The organism is Pseudomonas sp. B16120 (assembly GCF_044218845.1).
GTDB lineage: Bacteria > Pseudomonadota > Gammaproteobacteria > Pseudomonadales > Pseudomonadaceae > Aquipseudomonas > Aquipseudomonas paracarnis.
Window position 1 is genome coordinate 2,095,963 of the sequence record NZ_CP162588.1, and the last position, 21,195, is coordinate 2,117,157.

The following is a 21,195-nucleotide window of genomic DNA, read 5'->3' on the forward strand; positions in this document are numbered from 1 at the left end:
AGAAACATTTCCACACACTACCATTACTCAGGTGCCCAAGGTCAATGCTGGCCAGGATGGGCCGCGGGATACTCCTCCGTCACGCTCAAGGCTCTAGCGTAAGGCCCATCCCACAGTTGTTCATGCAATTGGCCTACGCGCTTGGCCATCGCCTCACTGCGCATCACCACCTCCAGATTGCGCGAATTATCCAGGTAGCCGCCCAACCAATTGCTGGTGCCGACCCACGCCACTTGGCCGTCGATCTCCATGGTTTTGCTGTGGATCACCCGCGCATAAGGGATGAAGCCTTGCTTGGCTTCGGGCAGGGTGACGATCTTGATCTCGACATTGGGCAGTACCGCCAGGCTCTTGAGATAAGGCAGTTCCAGCGGGTCGGTGTTCCAGTTGGATACCATCAGCTTGATCAACACGCCACGGGCAGCAGCAGCGCGCACGGCGTTGTCGATCACCGCGTAGTACGGCCGGGTTCGATCCGGTCCGTAGGACAGCGGCGCGTAGTCGAGCAATTGCACGCGTACTTCTTTTTTGGCTTCGCCCAGCAGGCGCGGCAGTTCCAACTGTGAGTCGCCCACGCCGGGCGGGTTGTAGCGTTGCGGGCTGGCCACCAGGTAGTTGCCGGTACGTGCGGGTGCCGGGCCACTGGCGGGTAGCGGCACCGGTTGTTTACCCGCCAGCGCGGCCTGGGCTTGCCAGTCTTGCTCGAAGATCGCCTGCACCTGGCCCACCACCGTTTCGTCAGTGATGCGCAGCCCGGTTTCGTGGATATGCTCCAGGGCGCGCCAGTCGAAATTCTGACTGCCGACAAACGCCTGCTTGCCATCCACCAGCAGGTACTTGGCGTGGATGATGCCGCCGCTCAGTTGCCCGTAGGGCAGCACGCGCAAGGTCAGGTTGGGAATGGCGCGCAAGCGTTCCAGGGTGGCGGCATCCGACAGCTTGATGCCTTTTTCTTCGAGCAGGAAACGAATCTTCACGCCGCGTTTGCCGGCGGCTTCCAGGTGTTCAAGCACCGTGTTCATCACCGAACCAGGGTGGTCCGCGGCGTAGAACTGGCCGATATCAATGCGGCTTTTGGCGCCGTCGAACAGCTCGATCCATACCGGGCCGGGCTGGCGCAGATCGTCGGTGCCCAGGGCGGTGTCCACGGGTACGGTATGCACCAGTTCAAAGCCTGGAATGGAAAAGTCCGCCTGGGCCAGCGGACTGAGGAGCAAGCCGGTGAGGCCGGCGATACGCAACTTCATCGAAAGGGACATAAGCGTCTCATCGCACCAAAGGAAAAGGCGAGCGCCCAAGGCGCCCGCCCTGTAGGTCAAGCCGTGCGGCTGTGCAGCGGGGTGGGCACGCGATGGGTCACTTCATCCTGTGCGCGGGCACCGGTGGCGGCGCGGATCAACAGGATCTTCAACTGGTCGTTGATGCGCTCCAGGCTGTCTTGGAAGAAGTTGTGAAACACCACGCAAAACAGTGCGATGGCGATACCTAATCCCGTGGCGAACAACGCCGTCCCGATACCCCCGGAAATCTGCCCTGGGTCCGACACGCCCGCGGTGGCCAGTGCCTTGAAGGTGTCGATGATGCCGAGAATGGTGCCCAGCAGGCCCAGCAGCGGGGCGGCGGTGGTGATGGTCTCGATGATCCACAGGCTGCGGGCCAGTGGGGCGCGCGTCTTCAGGTACTGGGTATCGATTTCGTCGTCCAGGTCTTTGCGCGAACCGTGGGTTGCCTTCTGGGCCAGCACCGGCAAGATCATGTTCAGCGGCAGGCTGTCGCGACGGGTCAGGTTCTCCGGCAGGTCACGCTCGCTGTGCACATTGGCGCCCAGGGCGTCGATCAATGCGCGTGCCTGGCGGCGTACGTAGGCGAAGTAGATACCGCGTTCGATGGCGATGAAGATCGCAATGGCCATCGCCGCGTACATCACATAGAAAGTGACGTCGTGGAGCAGGTTCATATCCATGATGGTGTTCCTCTTGGGGTGAGTCTTAGAAATTCGCTTCCAGCGAAACCGTGACGGTACGGTCCAGGCCGACGATGTACGCCGGGTCGCCATCGCGGAAGCCGCTGTAGCTGGCCGCGTTGGTCTTGGTGGTGTACACGCCGTCCAGGTATTTCTTGTCGAACAGGTTGTCGACGTTCAGGCGCAGGGTCGCGTCCTTGACCACCTTCTTGTCCACCGGCAGGTAAATACCGGCGCCGAGGTTGAACACGGTGCGACCGGAAATCGCCTCGTCGTTGGTCAGGTCGCCGTAGAGCTTGCTGGTGTACTTGCCGCCGAAGGTGCCGTAGAAGCGCCCGTCGTCATAACCGATGTTGGCCGCCAGCATGTTCTTGGGCACGTTGGCGAACTGCTTGCCGCTGGTGGGCAGCACGATGGGTTTGCCGGCGTTGTAGACGGTCAGGTCATCCTGCTGCTCGGCCTTGGTGTAGGTGTAGGAGGTGTAGTAATTGAAGTGGTGGGGCAACTGGCCGCTCCACTCCAGCTCCAGGCCTTTGTTGACCACGGAGCCGGCGTTGATGTCGGCAAAGTCGCCGTTGATGTCCCGGGACGACACCTGGCGGTTCTTGAAGTCCATGTAGAACAGGGTGGCGGCCAGGCTCATGTCGTCGCCGCTGTAGCGCCAGCCCAGTTCATGGTTCCAGCTGGTTTCCGGCTCGGCGTCGATCGAGCCGGCGCCTTTGTCGTAGAGCACGTAGTTCTGCGGCACGCGCATGTTGCGCGACACGCTGTAGAACAACTGGTCACGCTCGTCCAGCTGGTATTTCAGGCCGGCGTTGGGCAGCAGTTTGTTGTAGGTCTGGTTACGTTTTTCCGGGCGTTCGTTGAGGCTGCCGTGGTTGGTGCCTTCACGCTCGACGTTCATGTAGGCCAGGCCTGCGATGAAGGTCCAGTCCGGGTTGATGTACCAGGTGTCCTGGGCCCAGACCTTTTGCGCTGGCGTCACGGTGAAACGGTCGCGGCCCTGCACGGTGTTGCCGTTGGCATCGACGATGGCGCTGTTGGAGTCCGGCCAGGTGTCCACCGGCTTGCCGTTGCTCTTGAGCGGGATGAACGGCTGGGTTTGACTCTGGCGTGCGCGCTCGTACCAGTAGCCGAATTGCAGGCTGTGGTCGCCAAGGTCCCAGGTCAGCTTGGTGGTGATACCCGGACGCCAGGTTTGCGTGCGTGAAGGGCGGTAGTACACGCCGCTGTTGGGTGTGCCGTCGGCGTTGTATTGGGCGGCCGTTGGCAGGTTGCCGAGGTCGAACACACCGCCCTGGTTGGAGCCACGGTTGAGGGCATAGCTGGATGAACCGACGCCGCTGCCATTGCCCCAGTAGTAATACGGGATCACGGACAGCGCGAGGTTATCGGCCAGTTTGAACTGGGTGTTGAGCACGGCGGTGAAGGTCTGGAACGGGTTCTGCGCCAGGGCGTAATAGCTGTTGTATTTGCCGTTGCTGCCCACGCTCGGGGTGGCAGGGTAAGGGTCGTACTTGCGGCCATATTGCTGGAACTGCGCCTTGGTCAACTGGCTGTAACTGTTGTTGTCCTGCTCGTGGTACTTGAGGATCAGGTTGGCGGTGTTGCCATTGCCGGCGTCGAAAAAACTGTTCCACTCCACCTTGTCCGCGCGTACCGCGCCCGAGCCGCGCCACATTTCACCTTCTGTGTGGGACACCGACAGCCAGTTGCTCAGGCCGTTGATTTCGCCGGTGTTGAGGCGGGCAAAAGTCTTGCGCGTGGCGTTGCTGCCGACGACCTGTTTGACGAAGGCACCGGTTTCCTTGGTCGGGCGAATCGTGACGATGCCAATGTTTCCGCCGCTGGAACCAATGTGCGGGCCGTCGGATTCCGCAGCGCCCTGGGTGACGAAGATCTGGTCGATGTTTTCCGGATCGCCCAGCAGGTTGGAATACAGCGCGTAGTTGCCCGAATCATTGATCGGCATGCCGTCCACCGACATGCCCACCTGGTCGGAGTTCATGCCGCGCATGGTGAAGCGAAAGCCCGACAGGCCAGTGTTGTCTTCACTGGAGATGTTCAAGCCCGGGGTGTACTTGAGCTTGTCGATGGCATTGCCGGTGGCCGCCTGTTTATCCAGTGCTTCCTTGGTTACCGTGGAGCGGCCCTTGATGCTTTCCTCCGGCACCATGTAACCGCCTCCTGCGGTCGCCTTGCCTTGTACCCCAATGGTGCCGACGTCACTGTCGCTGGTCTCTGCCATGACCATTCCCTGGGTCATGCTGGTCGCGGCCACTAGTGCCAGATGAATACGGGTGAACTTCATCACTGTCGTCCTGGTGTCGGGTGCTTATTGCACGCTGTAGTTGAAGGTGGCGGTGAAGCGCTGCTCATTGCGCCCCCCGAAGGCTTGCTCGGGGAACGGTTTGACTTGCTTGATGCGACGCAAGCTATTGGTGGCGGCCCGGTTGAGCAGCATGCTCGAGGCCTGGGTTTGTAAACCCGAGTCGAGGACACGGCCTTGACGGTCTACCAGCAACCACACCACCACCTCGCCGCTCGGGCGTTCGAGGGACGCCTGGCGCCCGGTGGGGTACTGCTTGTAGGTGTCCAGTTCGTTGCGCAAGCCTTTGAGGTAACCGCTTTCCAGGGCCTGGCCATCGACCTTCGGTGGCGCCGGTGGGGCAGGCGTCGGTGCCGCTTGGGTGACGACGGCCGGGGCTGGCTTGGCGGCCACCGGTGGCGGCGTCGGCACGGGCTTGGCGACCACGGGGGCAGGCTTGGGCACAGGTTTTGGCTTGGGTTCAGGTTTGGGTTTGGGCAGCGGCTTGGGCGGTGGCGGCGGGGGCGCCGGCTCGGCCTCTTCCTCTTCGATCATCGGCGGCGGCGGTTCTTGCTCCACCACCGGTTCCGGTATGACTTGCGGTTCCGGCTCGACCAAGGCCAATTCGACCGCCGACTCGTCATACACCGGCTCGACCTTCAATGTCTGGGACTGGATACCCAGTGCAATCAGCACCAAGGCGATCAGGGCCGGCACACTGCCCAGCAGCTGACGCACGCGAAACAGAGCGTACATGGTCAGGACTTACGCGTAGCAATGGACACGGAGGTGAAGCCACCCAGGCGCAGGGTGTCCATCACTTCCACCAGGCGCGAAACCTCCACGCCTTTGTCGCTGTTGACGATGATCGTCGACTTGGTATCGGGCTTTTCGGCAGCCTTCAGCGCCGGCACCAGGGCCTCCACCGTCAGGTCCTTGCCGTCCAGTTGCAACTGGCCTTCCAGGCCCAGGGTGAGGATGAATTTGTTCTGCGGCTTGAGCTGCTGCGAACTGCTGGCGCTGGGCAATTGGGTCTTCATGCCGAGCGCGGGAATCACGTTCAGGCTCACCAGTACGAAAAACACCAGCAGGAACATCATCACGTCGATCATCGGGATCAGCTCGATGTGCGCCTTGCGTTTCTTGGGTTCGTCCCAGGTTCTCATTCCGTTACCCCGTCATTGAATTAGGGGCAAAACGCTAACAGCCAAAAATGACCGATTGGTTAACTTTAATTGACCGTTTAGAGGCTCTAGGACGCGTCTTTCAGAAAACTTACCGGTCAGTTTTCGGGCGTAATGAAACTGACACTCGGGGCCTCCATGCTTGAGAAATTTATCTTGAGAGCCGGCTCCCATGCCCACTGCACTGCCTCAATTGACGACCCCGCGACTGCTGTTACGCGCCCTGCATATGCACCAGGCGCAGGTGCTTTTCACGCTTGCCAACGGGCCGAAAATTGCCGACAACACGGCGAACATTCCATCGCCCTACACCCTGGAAACCGCCCAGGATTTTATTGCCGGGGCCGCCGACAAGTACCGCACTGGTGAACTGCTGAACCTGGGGATGCATGTGCGCGGCACCGACGAATTGGTCGGCATGGTCAGCCTGCGCATCAATGCTCGCCATCACTATGGGCACTTGGGTGGCTGGGTGGCGGCGCACTGCCGTAACCAGGGGTATGCGGCAGAAGCGGCGAGCGCGGTGATGGATTTCGGCTTCGAGGCGCTAGGGTTGCAGCGCGTGGGCAGCCAGTGTTTCGCGCGCAACAAGGAATCGGCGCGAGTCATGGAGAAGATCGGCCTGCGCTATGAAGGCTGCATGCACCAGGCGTTCCTGAAGAACGGCGTGTATGAGGACTTGCTCGGGTTTGCCAGCGTGCGTGATGACTGGGAGCGCTGCTTGTGAGCGGCGACGTCGACCACGGCCGACGCCGGGTCCTCGGCGGGTTGGTGGTCGCTACCGCCTTTTCCATCCTCAGCCCGTTTGCGCGCAGTGCCGGGGTGGATTATCCGTTCACCCTCGGCGTGGCTTCCGGCGACCCGTTGCCAGATGGCTTTGTGATCTGGACGCGCCTGGCGCCGTTGTTCAATGCTGCGGATGGCCGTGTCGGCCTCAGTCGCTCGGTGCCGCTGCGTTGGCGGGTAGCCAGCGATGCGGCGATGACGCGCATTGTGAAGCAGGGCGAAGTACTGGCGACGCCCCGTTTTGCTCACGCAGTGCATGTCGAAGTGGCGGGGCTGGCGGCGGATCGGCCGTATTGGTACCAGTTTGAAGGGCTCGGTGCGCAGAGCCCGGTGGGCCAGTCGCGCACGATGCCGCCGCTGCAGGCCATGGCCGCGGCCCGGCTGGGGTTTGTGTCCTGCTCGCACTGGGAACGTGGCTATTTCAGCGCCTACCGACACCTTGCCGCCGAGCAGCCGGACCTGGTGTTTTTCCTCGGTGATTACATCTACGACAGTTCCTATGCTGCGGATTCGGGCAAGGTGTTTCGTTCTCACGGCAGCGGCAATGCGCAAAGCCTGAGTGATTACCGCAACCGCTACGCACTGTACAAGACTGATCCAGACCTGCAGGCCCTGCACGCCGCGGCTCCTAGCGTCGTAACCTGGGACGATCACGAAGTACAGAATGACTACGCCAACCGCTGGTCCCAGGACCCGAAAGTGACGGTGGCGCAGTTTCTCAAACAACGCGCGGCGGCTTATCAGGCGTTTTACGAACACATGCCGCTGCGTGCCAGCAGCGTGCCGAAGGGGCCGGACATGCGCATTTACCGGCGCCTGGATTACGGCCGGCTTGCGCGTTTCCATGTGCTCGACGGTCGCCAGTACCGTTCCGAGCAACCGTGCATCGCGGCCAATGGCAGCCACCAGGGGCATATTGTCACCGCCCCCTGCAGCGACCTGCGTGACCCTGGCCGCACGTTGCTCGGCTGGCAGCAGGAAGCCTGGCTGGATCAGGGCTTTGCCCAGTCTGGAGCGCAGTGGAATGTGATCGCACAAGACCTGCTGGTGGCGCCGCTGATGCAGCGTGACCTCACCAACCATAAGCTTGGCCGCTGGACCGATGGCTGGGATGGCTACATGGCGAACCGCTCACGGATGCTGGCGTCGATCGTGCGCAATCGCGTGAAGAACCCGGTGTTCTGGGGAGGGGATATTCATTCGTTCTGGGCCACCGACCTGCATGCCGACGCAGAAAGGCCGGACTCGGCGGTGGTCGCCACCGAGTTTGTTGGCTCGTCGGTGACCTCCGACGGCCCGCCCTATGACGCGTTCATGAAGATCATGCCGCTCAACCCCCATGTGAAGTTTTTCGACAGTCGCCAGCGTGGGTATGTGTCGGTGGAGTTGGCGGCCAATAGCATGTTGACGAATTTTCGTGCGATCAGTGATCCGCGTGACCCGGCGGCGACGGTGTCGACGTTGAAGTCGTTCGTGGTTGAGCCGAGCAGGGCGGGGGCGATTGCCGTGTAGCCTGTTTCTTTGGGGCGATCCAATGTGGGAGGGGGCTTGCCCCCGATAGCGGTGTGTCAGTCACTGCATCTGCTACTGCACTAACGCTTTCGCAGGCAAGCCAGCTCCCACAGGGGAACTGAGCTTAACTGAATGGCATTAAGGCAAGCCTCCTCCCGCATTGATTTCATAGCGCACCGAGAGCGCGCCTTTTTTCTCCGACAACGCCAGGATCGTTACCTGGCCCAGTTCGCTCAGCGCTTGGACATGAGTGCCACCACAGGCGTAAGCCGGTAATTCGCCGAAGCCGACTTCGCGGGTGCCATCTTCCAGCGTCATATAGCGGGGATAGTCGGCGGCGATCCATGTGTTGACCCACTGCTGGAGCGTCTGCGCATCCATGTCTTGCGCGGTCTGGCCACGGATAAAGGTGATCTTGCCTTCGCCGGGCCAGTGGTGAGCCTTGATCGGCATCCAGCCCAGGCGTTCGCCGGCATTGCCAATTAAGTGCCCCGCCGAATGCAGACGAGTGTGCAAGGCGCGCCGCTGTGCGTCGACTCGTGCAATGGCGGGTCCTGGTTCCAGGGGCTGGTCGACGTAGTGCACCACCTGTTCGGCTTCCTGCACGACCCGCAGTACCTGGCTATCGCCGAGCCAGCCGGTGTCGAACGGCTGGCCGCCGCCTTGGGGGTGGAAAATGGTCGACTGCACAATCACGGCGAATTGCTCTTCGTGCGGGGTGCAACTGAGCACTTCCAGCTCGGCCGTCAGGTGGTCGTGGGTAAAAAACAGGCGCTCGGTCATTATTTACATCCGCATCAGGGTTCTGTGGGCAGTATAAATAGTGCGCAGATGGGTGATAATCCGCTCAATTATCAATGGACCTGTGCGTCATGAGCATCAATCTTCCTTTACCGTTATTGGGTGAAATGGCGATTTTCGTCAAGGTCGTGGAAACCGGCAGCTTCTCCGAAGCGGCGCGGCAACTCAGCGTTTCACCTTCGGCGGTGAGCCGCAGCATCTCGCGCCTGGAACAAGCCCTGGCCATGCGCCTGCTGCAACGCACCACGCGCAAGCTGCGCCTGAGCGAGGGCGGCGAGGAGGTGTTCAAGCGTTGCCAGGAGATGGTCAATGCGGCGCGCTCGGTGATGGAAATCAGTGGGCAATTTACCCATGAAGCCGAGGGGCTGGTGCGGGTCAGTGTGCCCAAGGCGGTGGGGCGATTTGTGGTGCACCCGCATATGCCGGAATTTTTGCGGCGCTATCCCAAGGTGGATGTGCAATTGATCCTGGAAGATAGGCATGTGGATTTGATCGACGACAACGTCGACTTGAGCATCCGCATCACCGACAGCCCACCGCCAGGCTTGGTCGGGCGCCAGCTGTTGCCCATCGAACATTTGTTGTGCGCGACGCCGCAATATCTGGCCGAGCACGGTACACCGAGCCATCCCCATGATCTGCTTGGGCACAGTTGCATTTATCTGGGTGAAACACCGGGAGATTCACGCTGGAAGTTTCGCCAGGCTGGCAAGGCGGTAACGGTCGGCGTACGCGGCCGGTATGCGGCGAACCACACCGGGGTGCGGCTGGAGGCGGCGTTGCAGCATGTCGGGATTGCCAGCTTGCCGTATTTCACCGCGCGGCATGCATTGGAAGCGGGGGAGTTGGTGCAGGTGTTGCCGGGGTGGGATTTTATTGCCTCGTACCATGGCGAGGCGTGGCTGCTGCATTCGCCCACACGGTACCTACCGCCGAAGTTGCGGGTGTTTATCGATTATCTGGTGGAGTGCATGGCCAAGGAGCCCACGCTGCGGCGGCGGTAGGAGCGCGGTTGCTCGTTCCCACGCTCTGCGTGGGAATGCCACCTTGGACGCTCCGCGTCCTGCCTTTATGCCTGTGCACGGGTGACGCAGAGCGTCACAGGATAGGTTCCCACGCAGAGCGTAGGAACGAGCATAGTCGTCAGTGTTTGCTCTGGTCCTGAGGCATCGCCAGCAGCTGTTTTTCCTGGTTCCAGTCGAACGGTTCGTCGTTCTGTTCGGCTTCATAGCGACGTTCTTCCAGGGCCTGGTACAGGTCCAGTTCTTCGTCGGGCATGAAGTGCAGGCAGTCGCCGCCAAAGAACCACAGCAGGTCGCGGGGCACCAGGTGGGCGATTTGCGGGTAGCGCAGGATGACCTGGCTCATCAGGTCCTGGCCCAGGTACTGGCTTTCGATCGGGTCGATTGGCAACAGGGCGCGCAGTTCGTCGAAACGCTCCAGGAACAGCGAGTGGCTTTCCTCGGGTACCTGTTCGGCTTCGCCGACGGCAACCAGGATGCTGCGCAAGTGGTCGAGCAAGACGAGATGATCGGCAACGACGTTGGACACGAGATAAGGCCTCTAAAGCAAAAACGGGCGCGAGAGTATAAGCCTCTCGCGCCCGTTTTTATATGACCGCTCGACTCAGCGGACTTTACCTTCTGCCTGCATCAGCTCTTCCTTGCTGAAATCATCCACGTCGATCACCTTGCGTCGCGCCGCCTCGGCATCGCGCAGGGTTTGCGCCTCGGCCGGTTGCAGCACGCCGGCCTGCAGGGCCGCGTCGATGGCATGCTCGCCGGCAGCCGGCTTGACCTGGCCGCTTTTGAGCGCGCTGTGGAGTTTTTTCTGCAAGGGGTGGCTGGCACCGAGCAGGTCGTAGGCATGTTGCAGGGCGCCCACCGGATCTTCTGCTGATTGCGGGCGATAACAGCCGGCCAGCAATTCTTCCAGGGTCGGGTCGCCCTTGGCGCGGCCGATCACGGCTGCCACTTCGGCATCCAGCGCATCGGACGGGCCGGTATGACGACGCCCGAATGGGAACACGATCACCCGCAGCAGGCAGCCCAGCACCTTGTTCGGGAAGTTGCTCAGCAGCTCATCCAGTGCGCGTTCCGATTCGCCCAGGCTTTCTTCCATGGCCCAGGCAAACAGCGGCTCCAGATGGTCCGGCGAGTCCAGGTCGTGATAACGCTTGAGCGCCGCCGAGGCCAGGTACATGTGGCTCAGCACATCACCCAGGCGGGCGGACAGGCGTTCGCGGCGCTTGAGCTCGCCACCCAGCAACATCATGCTCAGGTCGGCCAGCAGGGCAAACGCAGCCGCCTGGCGGTTCAGGGCACGGAAGTAGCCCTGGCTCAACCGGTTGCCCGGGGCTTTTTCGAAGTGCCCGAAGCCCAGGTTCAGCACCAGGGTGCTGGCGGCGTTGCTGACGGCAAAGCCGATGTGTTGCATCAGCAGGCCGTCGAATTCCTTCAACGCCTGGTCATGGTCTTCGCGGCCGGCCAGGGCCATTTCCTTGAGCACGAAGGGGTGGCAGCGAATGGCGCCCTGGCCGAAGATCATCAGGTTACGCGAGAGGATATTGGCGCCTTCCACGGTGATGAAGATCGGTGCGCCCTGCCAGTTGCGGCCCAGGTAGTTGTTGGGGCCCATGATGATGCCCTTGCCGCCGTGCACGTCCATGGCGTGGCTGATGCACTCACGGCCACGCTCGGTCAGGTGGTACTTGAGGATCGCCGACAACACCGACGGCTTCTCGCCCAGGTCCACGGCGTTGGCGGTGAGCATGCGCGCACTGTCCATCAGCCAGGCGTTGCCACCGATGCGTGCCAGGGCTTCCTGGATCCCTTCGAAGGCCGACAGCGGTACGTTGAACTGTTCGCGCACCTGGGCGTATTGGCCGGTCACCAGGCTGGTGAACTTGGCAGCGCCAGTGCCGACGGCGGGCAGCGAGATCGAACGGCCGACCGACAGGCAGTTCATCAACATCATCCAGCCCTTACCGAGCATCTCCTGGCCACCGATCAGGTATTCCAGAGGGATAAACACATCCTTGCCGGAGTTGGGGCCGTTCATGAAGGCGGCGCCAAGCGGCAGGTGACGACGGCCGATTTCCACGCCAGGGGTGTCGGTAGGAATCAACGCGAGGCTGATGCCCAGGTCCTCTTCCTCACCCAGCAGGTGGTCTGGGTCATAAGCCTTGAAGGCCAGACCGAGCAAGGTCGCGACCGGGCCGAGGGTGATGTAGCGCTTTTCCCAGTTCAGGCGCAGGCCGAGGGTTTCCTTGCCTTCCCATTCCCCTTTGCAGATCACCCCGGTGTCGGGCATGGCGCCCGCATCGGAGCCGGCCAGCGGGCCGGTGAGGGCGAAGCACGGAATGTCGTCGCCGCGGGCCAGGCGCGGCAGGTAGTGGTTACGTTGTTCGTCGGTGCCGTAGTGCAGCAGCAGTTCGGCGGGGCCGAGGGAGTTGGGGACCATCACGGTGGAGGCCAGGTCACCACTGCGGGTCGCGAGCTTCATGGCGACCTGGGAGTGGGCATAGGCGGAGAAGCCCTTTCCGCCGTACTCCTTGGGAATGATCAGGGCGAAGAAACAATGGGTCTTGATGTGTTCCCAGGCTTGCGGCGGCAGGTCCATGGCCTGGCCGATTTCCCAGTCGCTGACCATGGCGCAGAGTTCTTCGGTGGGGCCGTCGATGAACGCCTGCTCTTCCTCGGTCAATTGCGCCTTGGGGTAGGCCAGCAATTTGTCCCAGTCGGGGCGGCCACTGAACAGTTCGCCATCCCACCATACGGTACCGGCATCGATCGCATCGCGCTCGGTCTCGGACATCGGCGGCAGCACTTTCTGGAACCAGCTGAACAGCGGCTTGGTGAAGTATTGGCGGCGCAGGTCGGGCAGCAACAAAGGCGCGGCCACCACGGCCAGGAGCACCCAGAAGATCAGCAGCAGCCAACCCGGTGCGTGGCTCCAGGCGCCCATCGCCAGCAGGTAGACGGCGACCACGCCCAGGGCGGGCAGGGGGGCAGTACGGCGGTGTGCCAGGTAGGCAATGCCGACCACCAGCACCAGTATCCACAACAACAGCATATTCAATCCTCCGTGAACCAGGGGCGAAACCACCAGGGAGCTTAGTCGGCATCCGAACAAGCCGGGTGATCAGGGTGTAACAAGGTGTACTGGGCAACCCATCAGCCGGCGCCGGCATTTGGCCGAATCGTCGTTATCTCTCTGGCAGGCCTGGTGGTTAAACTCCAGGCTCCCCTCGGAGATCAAGCTCATGAATACGTACTTGAGTCCCAGCCGCTTCATCGATAGTGACCACCCTGTGGTGGTGGAGTTCGCCGAGAAACATCGCGGAACCCGCCCGGATTTAAGTGACCAGGCAGTCAGTCTTTACTACGGGGTGCGTGAGGCCATTCGCTACAACCCCTATACCTTCAGCCGTGACCCCAACACCTTGAGTGCCAGCTTCGCCCTGGCGGCCGGCGAAAGCTACTGTGTGCCCAAAGCTACGTTGCTCGCCGCTTGCGCGCGCCACTGCGGCATTCCCGCACGCATTGGCCTGGCGGACGTGCGCAACCACTTGTCCACACCGCGGCTGCTCGCGCTGCTCAAGAGTGACGTGTTCGCCATGCACGGTTATACCGAGCTTTACCTGAACGGCCGCTGGGTCAAGGCCACTCCGGCGTTCAACCAGCAACTGTGCGAGGTGTTCGACGTGCCGCCGCTGGAATTCGATGGCCTGCACGACAGCGTGTTCCACGCGTTCAATCGCCAGGGTCAGCGTTCGATGGAGTACGTGGTGGACCACGGGCAATTTGCTGACGTGCCTGAAGCATTTTTCTTCGGGCATATCCGTCAGTGCTACCCGCACCTGTTTGCCGACGATGCGCCCACCCTGCTCGGCGATATGCAGAGCGATTTAAGCCGCGGCTGAACCGGCGTATGCTGCTGCCTTCATCCAGCCAAGTTCATCCACAATAAGGCGCGGTCATGCTGAAGATCTGGGGTCGTAAAAATTCATCAAACGTCAGGAAAGCACTGTGGTGCGCCGAGGAACTCGGCCTGGACTATGAAGCAATTGATGCGGGCGGGGCTTTTGGTGTGGTCGATACCCCCCAATACCGGGCCATGAACCCCAATGGCCGGGTGCCGGTGATCGAAGATGGCGACTTTGTGCTGTGGGAGTCCAACACCATCGTGCGTTACCTGTGCGCCAAGCAGGCATCGGACTTTTACCCCAGCCACTTGCAAGCCCGGGCCAACGCCGAAAAGTGGATGGACTGGACCACTTCCACGCTCGCCGACCCGTTCAAGGCGGTGTTCTGGGGCATCGTGCGCACCCCGGCTGACCAGCAAAACTGGGACAGCATCAATGCCGGGCGCCAAGCCTGTATCGACGCGCTCAAAACCGTCGAACAAGCCCTCGCCGAGCAACCCTACCTGTCCGGCCAGGCGTTCGGCATGGGCGATATTCCCTTGGGCTGCTTCATCTACGCCTGGTTCGAGATGCCCATCGAACGCCCGGCAATGCCGAATCTGGAGGCCTGGTACCAGCGCTTGCAACAGCGCCCGGCCTACCGCAAGGCGGTGATGACCGCGTTGACTTAATACACACTATTAATACGGGTGACTGTACTTGTGCGGCATGGGCAAGCACCATGCTCGCATTGCATCGCCGGTTGAACTACCTGCGGTGTGCCCTCATCTATTCTTTCTATTCCCTTCTTTGGTGCGTATTCCGATATGAGTTCCGCTCTGTCCATCCGGCAGCTAACCAAAACCTACGGCAACGGTTTCCAGGCCCTGAGTGGTATCGATCTGGACGTTGCCGAAGGTGACTTCTTCGCCTTGCTGGGCCCCAACGGTGCCGGCAAATCCACCACCATCGGTATTCTCTCCACCCTGGTCAACAAGACCAGCGGCACGGTGAATATCTTCGGGCATGACCTGGACAAATCCCCGGCGGCGCTCAAGCGCTCCATTGGCGTGGTGCCCCAGGAATTCAATTTCAACCAGTTCGAAAAGACCTTCGACATTGTCGTGACCCAGGCTGGCTACTACGGCATTCCGGCGAAAGTCGCCAAGGAACGCGCCGAGCAGTACCTGACCCAACTGGGCCTGTGGGACAAGCGTGACGTGCCTTCGCGCTCGCTGTCCGGTGGCATGAAGCGACGCCTGATGATCGCCCGTGCCCTGGTGCATGAGCCGCGCCTGTTGATCCTCGACGAACCTACCGCCGGCGTGGACATCGAACTGCGCCGCTCGATGTGGACCTTCCTCACCGAACTGAACGAGAAGGGCATCACCATCATCCTCACCACCCACTACCTGGAGGAGGCTGAGCAGTTGTGCCGCAACATCGGCATCATCGACCACGGCACCATTGTCGAGAACACCAGCATGCGCAACCTGCTGGGCCAGTTGCATGTGGAAACCTTCCTGCTCGACTTGAAAAACAATCTCTCGGTGGCGCCGCAGTTGCTCGGCTACCCAAGCCGGCTGGTGGACAGCCACACCCTGGAGGTGCAGGTGGATAAGGCCATGGGCATCACCGCGCTGTTCACCCAGCTGGCGACTCAGAACATCGAAGTGTTGAGCCTGCGTAACAAAACCAATCGCCTTGAGGAGTTGTTCGTGTCCCTGGTGGAGAAAAATCTGGCGAAGGTGGCGGTATGAGTTCCGAACTGCAACCCAACCTTGTCGCGCTGCAAACCATTGTCTATCGCGAAGTGAAGCGCTTTACCCGGATCTGGCCGCAGACCCTGCTGCCGCCGGCGATCACCATGGTCCTGTACTTTGTGATCTTCGGTAACCTGATCGGCCGGCAAATCGGCGACATGGGTGGTTTCACCTACATGGAGTACATCGTGCCGGGCCTGATCATGATGTCAGTGATCACCAACTCCTACGGCAACGTGGTGTCGAGTTTCTTTGGCAGCAAGTTCCAGCGCTCCATCGAAGAGCTGATGGTCTCGCCGGTGTCACCGCACACCATCCTCATCGGTTACACCCTGGGCGGCGTGTTGCGTGGCCTGATGGTGGGGGTGATCGTGACGCTGCTGTCGCTGTTCTTTACCCACCTGCAGGTGCATCACCTGGGGGTCACCATTCTGGTGGTCGTGCTGACGGCGACGATCTTCTCGCTGCTGGGCTTTATCAACGCCGTGTTCGCACGCAACTTCGATGATATTTCCATTATCCCGACCTTCGTGCTGACGCCGCTGACCTACCTGGGCGGGGTGTTTTACTCCATCACCTTGCTGCCGCCGTTCTGGCAGACGGTGTCCTTGGCCAACCCGGTGCTGCACATGGTCAACGCCTTCCGCTACGGCATTCTGGGCGTGTCGGATATCAAGATCAGCGTGGCGATCACCTTTATGATCGTTGCGACCGTGGTGCTGTATATCGGTTGTGCGCGGTTGCTGGTGAGTGGGCGTGGGATGCGTACATGATGTGGGATTGGAAATAACAAAACGGCCTCATCAGAGGCCGTTTTTTATTGGATGCACACCGAACAAATGTGGGAGCTGGCTTGCCTGCGATGGTATCGACTTCGCTTGACGGGTGTACCGAGGTGTCTGCATCGCAGGCAAGCCAGCTCCCACATTTTGTGTCGGCGCACGCGCTTCAGTTTTTTAGTGCCAGCTCGATCAGGGCATGCAGTTCTTCTACCGCCAAAGGCTCTGCCGAAAACAGAATACGAAACACCGTAGGTGCGGCGAGCAGGTTGATCAGATGGTCAACGCTCGGTGGCTGTTCCTGCGGGTAGCGGTCAACAATCACCTGCAACTGCCCACTCAGGATGCTCACGCAATACCCTGGCGTCGGGCTGCTTTGCACGTCGCGCATCATGTTGCGGCCTACGTCCGAACTCATCTCATCCAGGTATTGCTCGGCCCAGGCTTGCAGGTCGCCACGCAGGCTGCCGGTGTTGGCCGGTTCGGTATCGGGACGCATTCGGGCCAGGGCGACGTCGGCGAGCAGTACTGACAGATCGCCCCAGCGCCGGTAAATGGTCGACGGCGTGACGCCTGCACATGCCGCAATCATCGGCACGGTGACACTGGAACGCTCATGGGCTTCCAGCAATTCGCGCACCGCTCTGTGGACGGATTCTTGTACCCGGGCACTGCGGCCCCCCGGGCGGAGGCCTTCTTTGATCGCCATGGGCAAGACCTTAACACAAAGAATTTGCTTTAAGCGCCAGCGAATAGCACACTGCACAAAAGCAAAATATTAGCTTTAGCGGAGCGTGCCCATGTCCAGTGTCATCTCTCAGCGGTCCAGCCTGGCGTTTCTAGTGATCATGGTGCTGACCTTTCTCGCCGCCTCCAGCGCGCCGACGCCCTTGTACCAGGTGTACCAAGACCACCTGCATTTTTCGGCGGCCATGCTCACGGCCATCTTTGGTGTCTATGCCGTGAGCCTGCTGGCGGCCCTGCTGACGGTGGGGTCGCTCTCGGATTACCTGGGGCGCAAGCCGGTGATCTTCGCCGCGCTGCTGCTCAATAGTGTGGCGATGCTGCTGTTTATCCACGCTGACAGCACCGCCTGCCTGCTGGCCGCCCGCGCGTTACAGGGCTTCGCGACTGGCACTGCCACAGCGGTATTGAGTGCGACGCTGCTCGATACCGACCGCGTCCGCGGCCCGATGCTCAACAGCCTTGCACCGATGCTCGGCATGGCCAGTGGTGGCCTGGGCAGCGGGTTACTGGTGGAGTACGCGCCATGGCCAACCCAATTGATCTATTACGCCCTGCTGGGCTTGATGGTGATGCAGGCTCTCTATGTATGGCGCCTGCCTGAAACGGTCAGTCGTATACCCGGCGCCTTGCAGTCCCTGGCGCCAACCCTGCATGTGCCGCCGCAGGCGCGCCGCGCCTTGTGGCTGGCGATGCCATTGAATGTGGCCGTGTGGGCGCTGGGTGGGTTCTTTTCCTCGTTGGCGCCGTCGTTGGTGCGCGTCGCCACCGGGTCGACCTCGCACTTGATCGGCGGCGGGCTGGTGGCGGTGGTGACCTTGAGCGGCGCGGTGATGATCTACAGCCTGCGCAATCACGCGGCTGACAGGGTGATGCGCTTGTCGGCTGCACTGCTGGCCGTGGGCGTGGGGTTGCTGCTGGTTGCCGTAAACACCGCCAGCCTGTGGCTGTTCTTTGTCGCCAGTGTGATCGCAGGCCAGGGCTTCGGCGGCGGTTTCATGGGCAGTGTGCGCAGTATCGTGGGCCTGGCGTTGCCCCATGAGCGGGCGGGCCTGATGTCGGCGTTCTATGTATTGAGCTACCTGGCGTTCTGCGTGCCGGCGCTGTTGGCGGGTAACCTGAGCCGCGTCTTTGGCCTGATCGCGACCACGGACGGCTACGGTGCGGTGCTTATCTTGCTGTCTCTCGGCGCGCTTGTTGGGTTGTTGTGGCGGGACACGGCGCAGGCAAGGGCCAGCGCATGATTACGATTAATATAGGTAAAATAGATAACAGCTAGAGATATTACCCGTTATATAGATATTCGATCAGGTTCTATCATGGCCCCAACCTCAAATGAGGAAGAGGATTAACCCATGACCTGCTCGACCACTCACCGCTACAAACCCTTCAGTCACTTGGCACGTCCCCGGGAAGTGATTCGCCAGTTCACCCCGAACTGGTTTGCCGCGACCATGGGCACCGGTGTGCTGGCGCTGGCCTTGGCCCAGCTGCCAGTCAGCCTGCCGGGCCTGCATGCCGTCGCCGAGGGCCTGTGGCTGTTCACCATTGGCCTGTTTGTGCTGTTCAGCGTGCTGTATGCCGCCCGCTGGGTGATGTTTTTCCACGAGGCGCGGCGCATCTTCGGGCACTCAACGGTCTCGATGTTTTTCGGCACCATCCCCATGGGGCTGGCGACTATTCTCAACGGCTTGCTGCTGTTCGGCCTGCCGCGCTGGGGCGGTGATGTGATCCCGTTGGCCGAAGCCTTGTGGTGGCTGGACGTGGCCATGTCCCTGGCCTGCGGCGTGCTGATCCCGTTCATGATGTTCACCCGCCAGGAGCACAGCATCGACCAGATGACCGCCGTCTGGCTGTTGCCCGTGGTGGCGGCCGAAGTGGCAGCGGCCAGCGGTGGCTTGCTCGCGCCGCACTTGGCCGATGCCCATTCGCAACTGGTGATGTTGGTGACCAGCTACGTGCTGTGGGCGTTTTCCCTGCCGGTAGCGTTCAGCATTCTGACCATCCTGATGCTGCGCATGGCCTTGCATAAGTTGCCTCACGCCAATATGGCAGCGTCGAGCTGGTTGGCCCTGGGCCCGATCGGTACCGGTGCCTTGGGCATGTTGCTGCTCGGTACGGATGCCCCTGGGATCTTCGCCGCCAATGGCCTGGCCAGTGTCGGTGAAATGGCCCACGGCCTGGGCCTGATTGCGGGCATTACCCTGTGGGGCTTCGGTTTGTGGTGGATGTTGATTGCGGTGTTGATCACCCTGCGTTACCTGCGCGCCGGTATCCCGTTCAACCTGGGCTGGTGGGGTTTTACCTTCCCATTGGGGGTTTACGCCTTGGCCACGCTTAAATTGGCGAGCCTGTTACAGCTGGCGTTTTTCAGCGTGTTTGGCAGTGTGCTGGTGGTTGCGCTGGCGCTGATGTGGCTGATCGTGGCCAAGCGCACCGTGCAGGGCGCTTATAAAGGCGAGCTTTTTGTTTCGCCTTGTATTGCCGGGCTAGCGAATAAGTAAGCAGGATTAGGTAAAGTCGTGGCCTGATAAATAAAGGCCACGCAGGAACACGGACGACGATGAGCCATCCTTCCCAATTTACCTTGCTGCGCACGCGGCGCTTCTTGCCGTTTTTCATTACCCAGTTGCTGGGCGCGTTCAACGACAACATCTTCAAGCAGTCGCTGATTCTGGCCATCCTTTACAAGCTCACCATCGAGGGTGACCGCTCCATCTGGGTCAACCTGTGTGCTTTGTTGTTTATCCTGCCGTTCTTCCTGTTCTCGGCGTTGGCCGGGCAGTTTGGCGAGAAATTCAACAAGGACGCGTTGATCCGCGCGATCAAGATCGGCGAGATCGTGATCATGGCGGTGGGCGCGACGGGTTTTCTGACCAATCATCTTGAACTGATGCTGCTGGCGCTGTTTGCCATGGGCACTCACTCGGCGCTGTTCGGCCCGGTGAAGTACTCGATCATGCCCCAGGCCTTGCACGACGATGAGTTGGTGGGCGGCAACGGCCTGGTGGAGATGGGCACGTTCCTGGCAATTTTGGCGGGCACCATCGGTGCCGGGATCATGATGTCTTCCACCCATTACGCGCCGGTGGTGGCGGTGGCGATTGTGGCCGTGGCGGTGCTGGGCTACCTGGCCAGCCGCAGCATCCCGCGCGCAGCGGCGTCGACACCGCAGCTGCGCCTGGACTGGAATATCTTCACTCAGTCGTGGGCGACGTTGCGCATGGGCCTGGGGCAGACGCCGGCGGTGTCGCGCTCGATTGTCGGCAACTCATGGTTCTGGTTTGTCGGCGCGATCTACCTCACGCAAATCCCGGCCTATGCCAAGGAATGGCTGTACGGCGACGAAACCGTGGTGACCTTGATCCTCACGGTGTTCTCGGTGGGCATCGCCCTGGGCTCGATGCTGTGCGAAAAACTCTCCGGGCGTAAGGTGGAAATCGGCCTGGTGCCGTTTGGTTCGTTTGGCCTGACCGTGTTCGGCCTGCTGCTGTGGTGGCACTCCGGCGGCTTCCCGCAGAACGTGCAAGCCAACGATTGGCTCGCGGTGCTCAGCTACGGCCAAGCCTGGTGGGTGCTGTTCGATATCCTCGGCCTGGGTGTGTTCGGCGGCTTTTACATCGTGCCGCTGTATGCGCTGATCCAGTCGCGTACCGCCGAGAACGAACGGGCTCGGGTGATCGCGGCCAACAACATTCTCAATGCACTGTTCATGGTGGTCTCGGCCATCGTGTCCATCCTGCTGTTGAGCGTGGCCAAGCTGTCGATCCCCGAGTTGTTCCTGGTGGTGTCGCTGCTCAACATCGCGGTTAACACTTACATCTTCAAAATCGTCCCCGAGTTCACCATGCGCTTCATGATCTGGCTGCTCAGCCATTCCATGTACCGCGTGGAGCATCGCAACCTGCAAGCCATCCCGGATGAAGGCGCGGCGTTGCTGGTGTGCAACCATGTGTCGTTTGTCGATGCGCTGTTGATTGGCGGTGCAGTACGTCGGCCGATTCGCTTTGTGATGTACTACAAGATCTACCGTTTGCCGGTGCTCAACTTTATCTTCCGTACCGCCGGGGCGATTCCGATCGCCGGGCGTCATGAGGATATGCAGATCTACGAACAGGCGTTCTCACGGATTGCCCAGTATCTGAAGGAAGGCGAGTTGGTGTGCATCTTCCCGGAAGGCAAGCTGACAGCCGATGGCGAGATCAATGAGTTTCGTGGTGGGGTGACGCGCATTCTGGAAGAGACACCGGTGCCGGTGATCCCCATGGCATTGCAGGGTTTGTGGGGGAGTTTCTTCAGCCGCGATCCGAACAAGGGCTTCTTCCATCGGATCTGGTCGCGGGTGGTGCTGGTGGCGGGTGAGCCGGTGGCTGTGGAGGCGGCGACGCCTGAGCAGTTGCAGGCTGTGGTGGGCGGTTTGCGGGGGAGTGCCAGGTAGTTTTTCGTTGT

Annotated in this window: 19 protein-coding genes; 10 read left to right on the forward strand and 9 right to left on the reverse strand. The window is 61.0% G+C overall.

Features of this window, described 5'->3' with window-relative positions; translation table 11 throughout:
- Nucleotides 1-41: 41 nt before the first annotated feature.
- The 5 genes from AB4P90_RS10005 to AB4P90_RS10025 are packed head-to-tail and all read right to left on the reverse strand — an operon-like array spanning nt 42 to nt 5,437.
- On the reverse strand, nt 42-1,259 hold the full coding sequence (locus tag AB4P90_RS10005; protein WP_014717770.1) for a phospholipase D-like domain-containing protein: 1,218 nt from the start codon (nt 1,257-1,259) through the stop codon (nt 42-44).
- Nucleotides 1,260-1,315: 56 nt separating this feature from the next.
- On the reverse strand, nt 1,316-1,963 hold the full coding sequence (locus AB4P90_RS10010) for a MotA/TolQ/ExbB proton channel family protein (protein WP_014717771.1): 648 nt from the start codon (nt 1,961-1,963) through the stop codon (nt 1,316-1,318).
- A 25-nt stretch (nt 1,964-1,988) separates the two neighbouring features.
- Complete coding sequence (locus AB4P90_RS10015; protein ID WP_014717772.1) at nt 1,989-4,274, reverse strand: TonB-dependent receptor; 2,286 nt, start codon at nt 4,272-4,274, stop codon at nt 1,989-1,991.
- Nucleotides 4,275-4,298: 24 nt separating this feature from the next.
- A complete protein-coding gene (locus tag AB4P90_RS10020) occupies nt 4,299-5,027 on the reverse strand; it encodes an energy transducer TonB (RefSeq protein ID WP_032901949.1) in 729 nt (242 codons plus the stop codon).
- A 2-nt stretch (nt 5,028-5,029) separates the two neighbouring features.
- Entirely contained in the window at nt 5,030-5,437 is a 408-nt protein-coding gene (locus AB4P90_RS10025) for a biopolymer transporter ExbD (protein ID WP_014717774.1), read from the reverse strand.
- Nucleotides 5,438-5,627: 190 nt separating this feature from the next.
- Between AB4P90_RS10025 and AB4P90_RS10030 the strand changes: the two genes are divergently transcribed.
- Both AB4P90_RS10030 and AB4P90_RS10035 read left to right on the forward strand, forming a co-directional pair.
- Nucleotides 5,628-6,182: a GNAT family N-acetyltransferase gene (locus tag AB4P90_RS10030; protein WP_014717775.1), complete on the forward strand. Its 555-nt coding sequence runs from the start codon at nt 5,628-5,630 to the stop codon at nt 6,180-6,182.
- The gene (locus tag AB4P90_RS10035) at nt 6,179-7,753 is read left to right on the forward strand and encodes an alkaline phosphatase D family protein (protein WP_395605846.1); all 1,575 of its coding nucleotides are present in this window, start codon (nt 6,179-6,181) and stop codon (nt 7,751-7,753) included. The genes AB4P90_RS10030 and AB4P90_RS10035 overlap by 4 nt, the downstream gene beginning before the upstream one ends.
- A gap of 138 nt (nt 7,754-7,891) precedes the next feature.
- On the opposite strand, the gene AB4P90_RS10040 is transcribed toward AB4P90_RS10035, so the two are convergent.
- Entirely contained in the window at nt 7,892-8,536 is a 645-nt protein-coding gene (locus AB4P90_RS10040; RefSeq protein WP_019817272.1) for a hypothetical protein, read from the reverse strand.
- Nucleotides 8,537-8,625: 89 nt separating this feature from the next.
- On the opposite strand from AB4P90_RS10040, the gene AB4P90_RS10045 reads away from it, so the two are divergent.
- Entirely contained in the window at nt 8,626-9,558 is a 933-nt protein-coding gene (locus tag AB4P90_RS10045; RefSeq protein WP_395605847.1) for a LysR family transcriptional regulator, read from the forward strand.
- Nucleotides 9,559-9,697: 139 nt separating this feature from the next.
- On the opposite strand, the gene AB4P90_RS10050 is transcribed toward AB4P90_RS10045, so the two are convergent.
- Both AB4P90_RS10050 and AB4P90_RS10055 read right to left on the reverse strand, forming a co-directional pair.
- Nucleotides 9,698-10,105 (reverse strand): PA2817 family protein, encoded by a 408-nt coding sequence (locus tag AB4P90_RS10050; RefSeq protein ID WP_003190109.1) that lies wholly within the window; start codon nt 10,103-10,105, stop codon nt 9,698-9,700.
- Between the two features lie 75 nt (nt 10,106-10,180).
- On the reverse strand, nt 10,181-12,628 hold the full coding sequence (locus tag AB4P90_RS10055; RefSeq protein WP_395605848.1) for an acyl-CoA dehydrogenase: 2,448 nt from the start codon (nt 12,626-12,628) through the stop codon (nt 10,181-10,183).
- A gap of 190 nt (nt 12,629-12,818) precedes the next feature.
- Between AB4P90_RS10055 and AB4P90_RS10060 the strand changes: the two genes are divergently transcribed.
- The 4 genes from AB4P90_RS10060 to AB4P90_RS10075 all read left to right on the forward strand — a co-directional run bounded on the left by AB4P90_RS10060 (nt 12,819) and on the right by AB4P90_RS10075 (nt 15,996).
- Entirely contained in the window at nt 12,819-13,478 is a 660-nt protein-coding gene (locus AB4P90_RS10060; protein WP_014717780.1) for a transglutaminase family protein, read from the forward strand.
- Between the two features lie 56 nt (nt 13,479-13,534).
- A complete protein-coding gene (locus AB4P90_RS10065) occupies nt 13,535-14,152 on the forward strand; it encodes a glutathione S-transferase family protein (protein ID WP_395605849.1) in 618 nt (205 codons plus the stop codon).
- 135 nt (nt 14,153-14,287) lie between these two features.
- Nucleotides 14,288-15,220, forward strand: coding sequence for an ABC transporter ATP-binding protein (locus AB4P90_RS10070; RefSeq protein ID WP_014717781.1), 933 nt, complete (start codon nt 14,288-14,290; stop codon nt 15,218-15,220).
- Nucleotides 15,217-15,996, forward strand: a complete 780-nt coding sequence (locus AB4P90_RS10075) for an ABC transporter permease (protein WP_005786689.1) — start codon at nt 15,217-15,219, stop codon at nt 15,994-15,996. The genes AB4P90_RS10070 and AB4P90_RS10075 overlap by 4 nt, the downstream gene beginning before the upstream one ends.
- A gap of 175 nt (nt 15,997-16,171) precedes the next feature.
- Here the strand turns inward: AB4P90_RS10075 and AB4P90_RS10080 are convergent, their stop codons facing one another.
- The gene (locus tag AB4P90_RS10080) at nt 16,172-16,711 is read right to left on the reverse strand and encodes a TetR/AcrR family transcriptional regulator (protein ID WP_014717782.1); all 540 of its coding nucleotides are present in this window, start codon (nt 16,709-16,711) and stop codon (nt 16,172-16,174) included.
- Between the two features lie 91 nt (nt 16,712-16,802).
- Between AB4P90_RS10080 and AB4P90_RS10085 the strand changes: the two genes are divergently transcribed.
- The 3 genes from AB4P90_RS10085 to AB4P90_RS10095 all read left to right on the forward strand — a co-directional run bounded on the left by AB4P90_RS10085 (nt 16,803) and on the right by AB4P90_RS10095 (nt 21,184).
- Nucleotides 16,803-17,990 (forward strand): MFS transporter, encoded by a 1,188-nt coding sequence (locus tag AB4P90_RS10085; protein WP_395605850.1) that lies wholly within the window; start codon nt 16,803-16,805, stop codon nt 17,988-17,990.
- A gap of 111 nt (nt 17,991-18,101) precedes the next feature.
- On the forward strand, nt 18,102-19,250 hold the full coding sequence (locus AB4P90_RS10090; protein WP_038449620.1) for a TDT family transporter: 1,149 nt from the start codon (nt 18,102-18,104) through the stop codon (nt 19,248-19,250).
- Nucleotides 19,251-19,309: 59 nt separating this feature from the next.
- Nucleotides 19,310-21,184 carry an MFS transporter gene (locus AB4P90_RS10095; protein WP_395605851.1) on the forward strand — a complete coding sequence of 625 codons (1,875 nt, stop codon included), beginning with the start codon at nt 19,310-19,312 and terminating at the stop codon, nt 21,182-21,184.
- Nucleotides 21,185-21,195 lie beyond the last annotated feature (11 nt).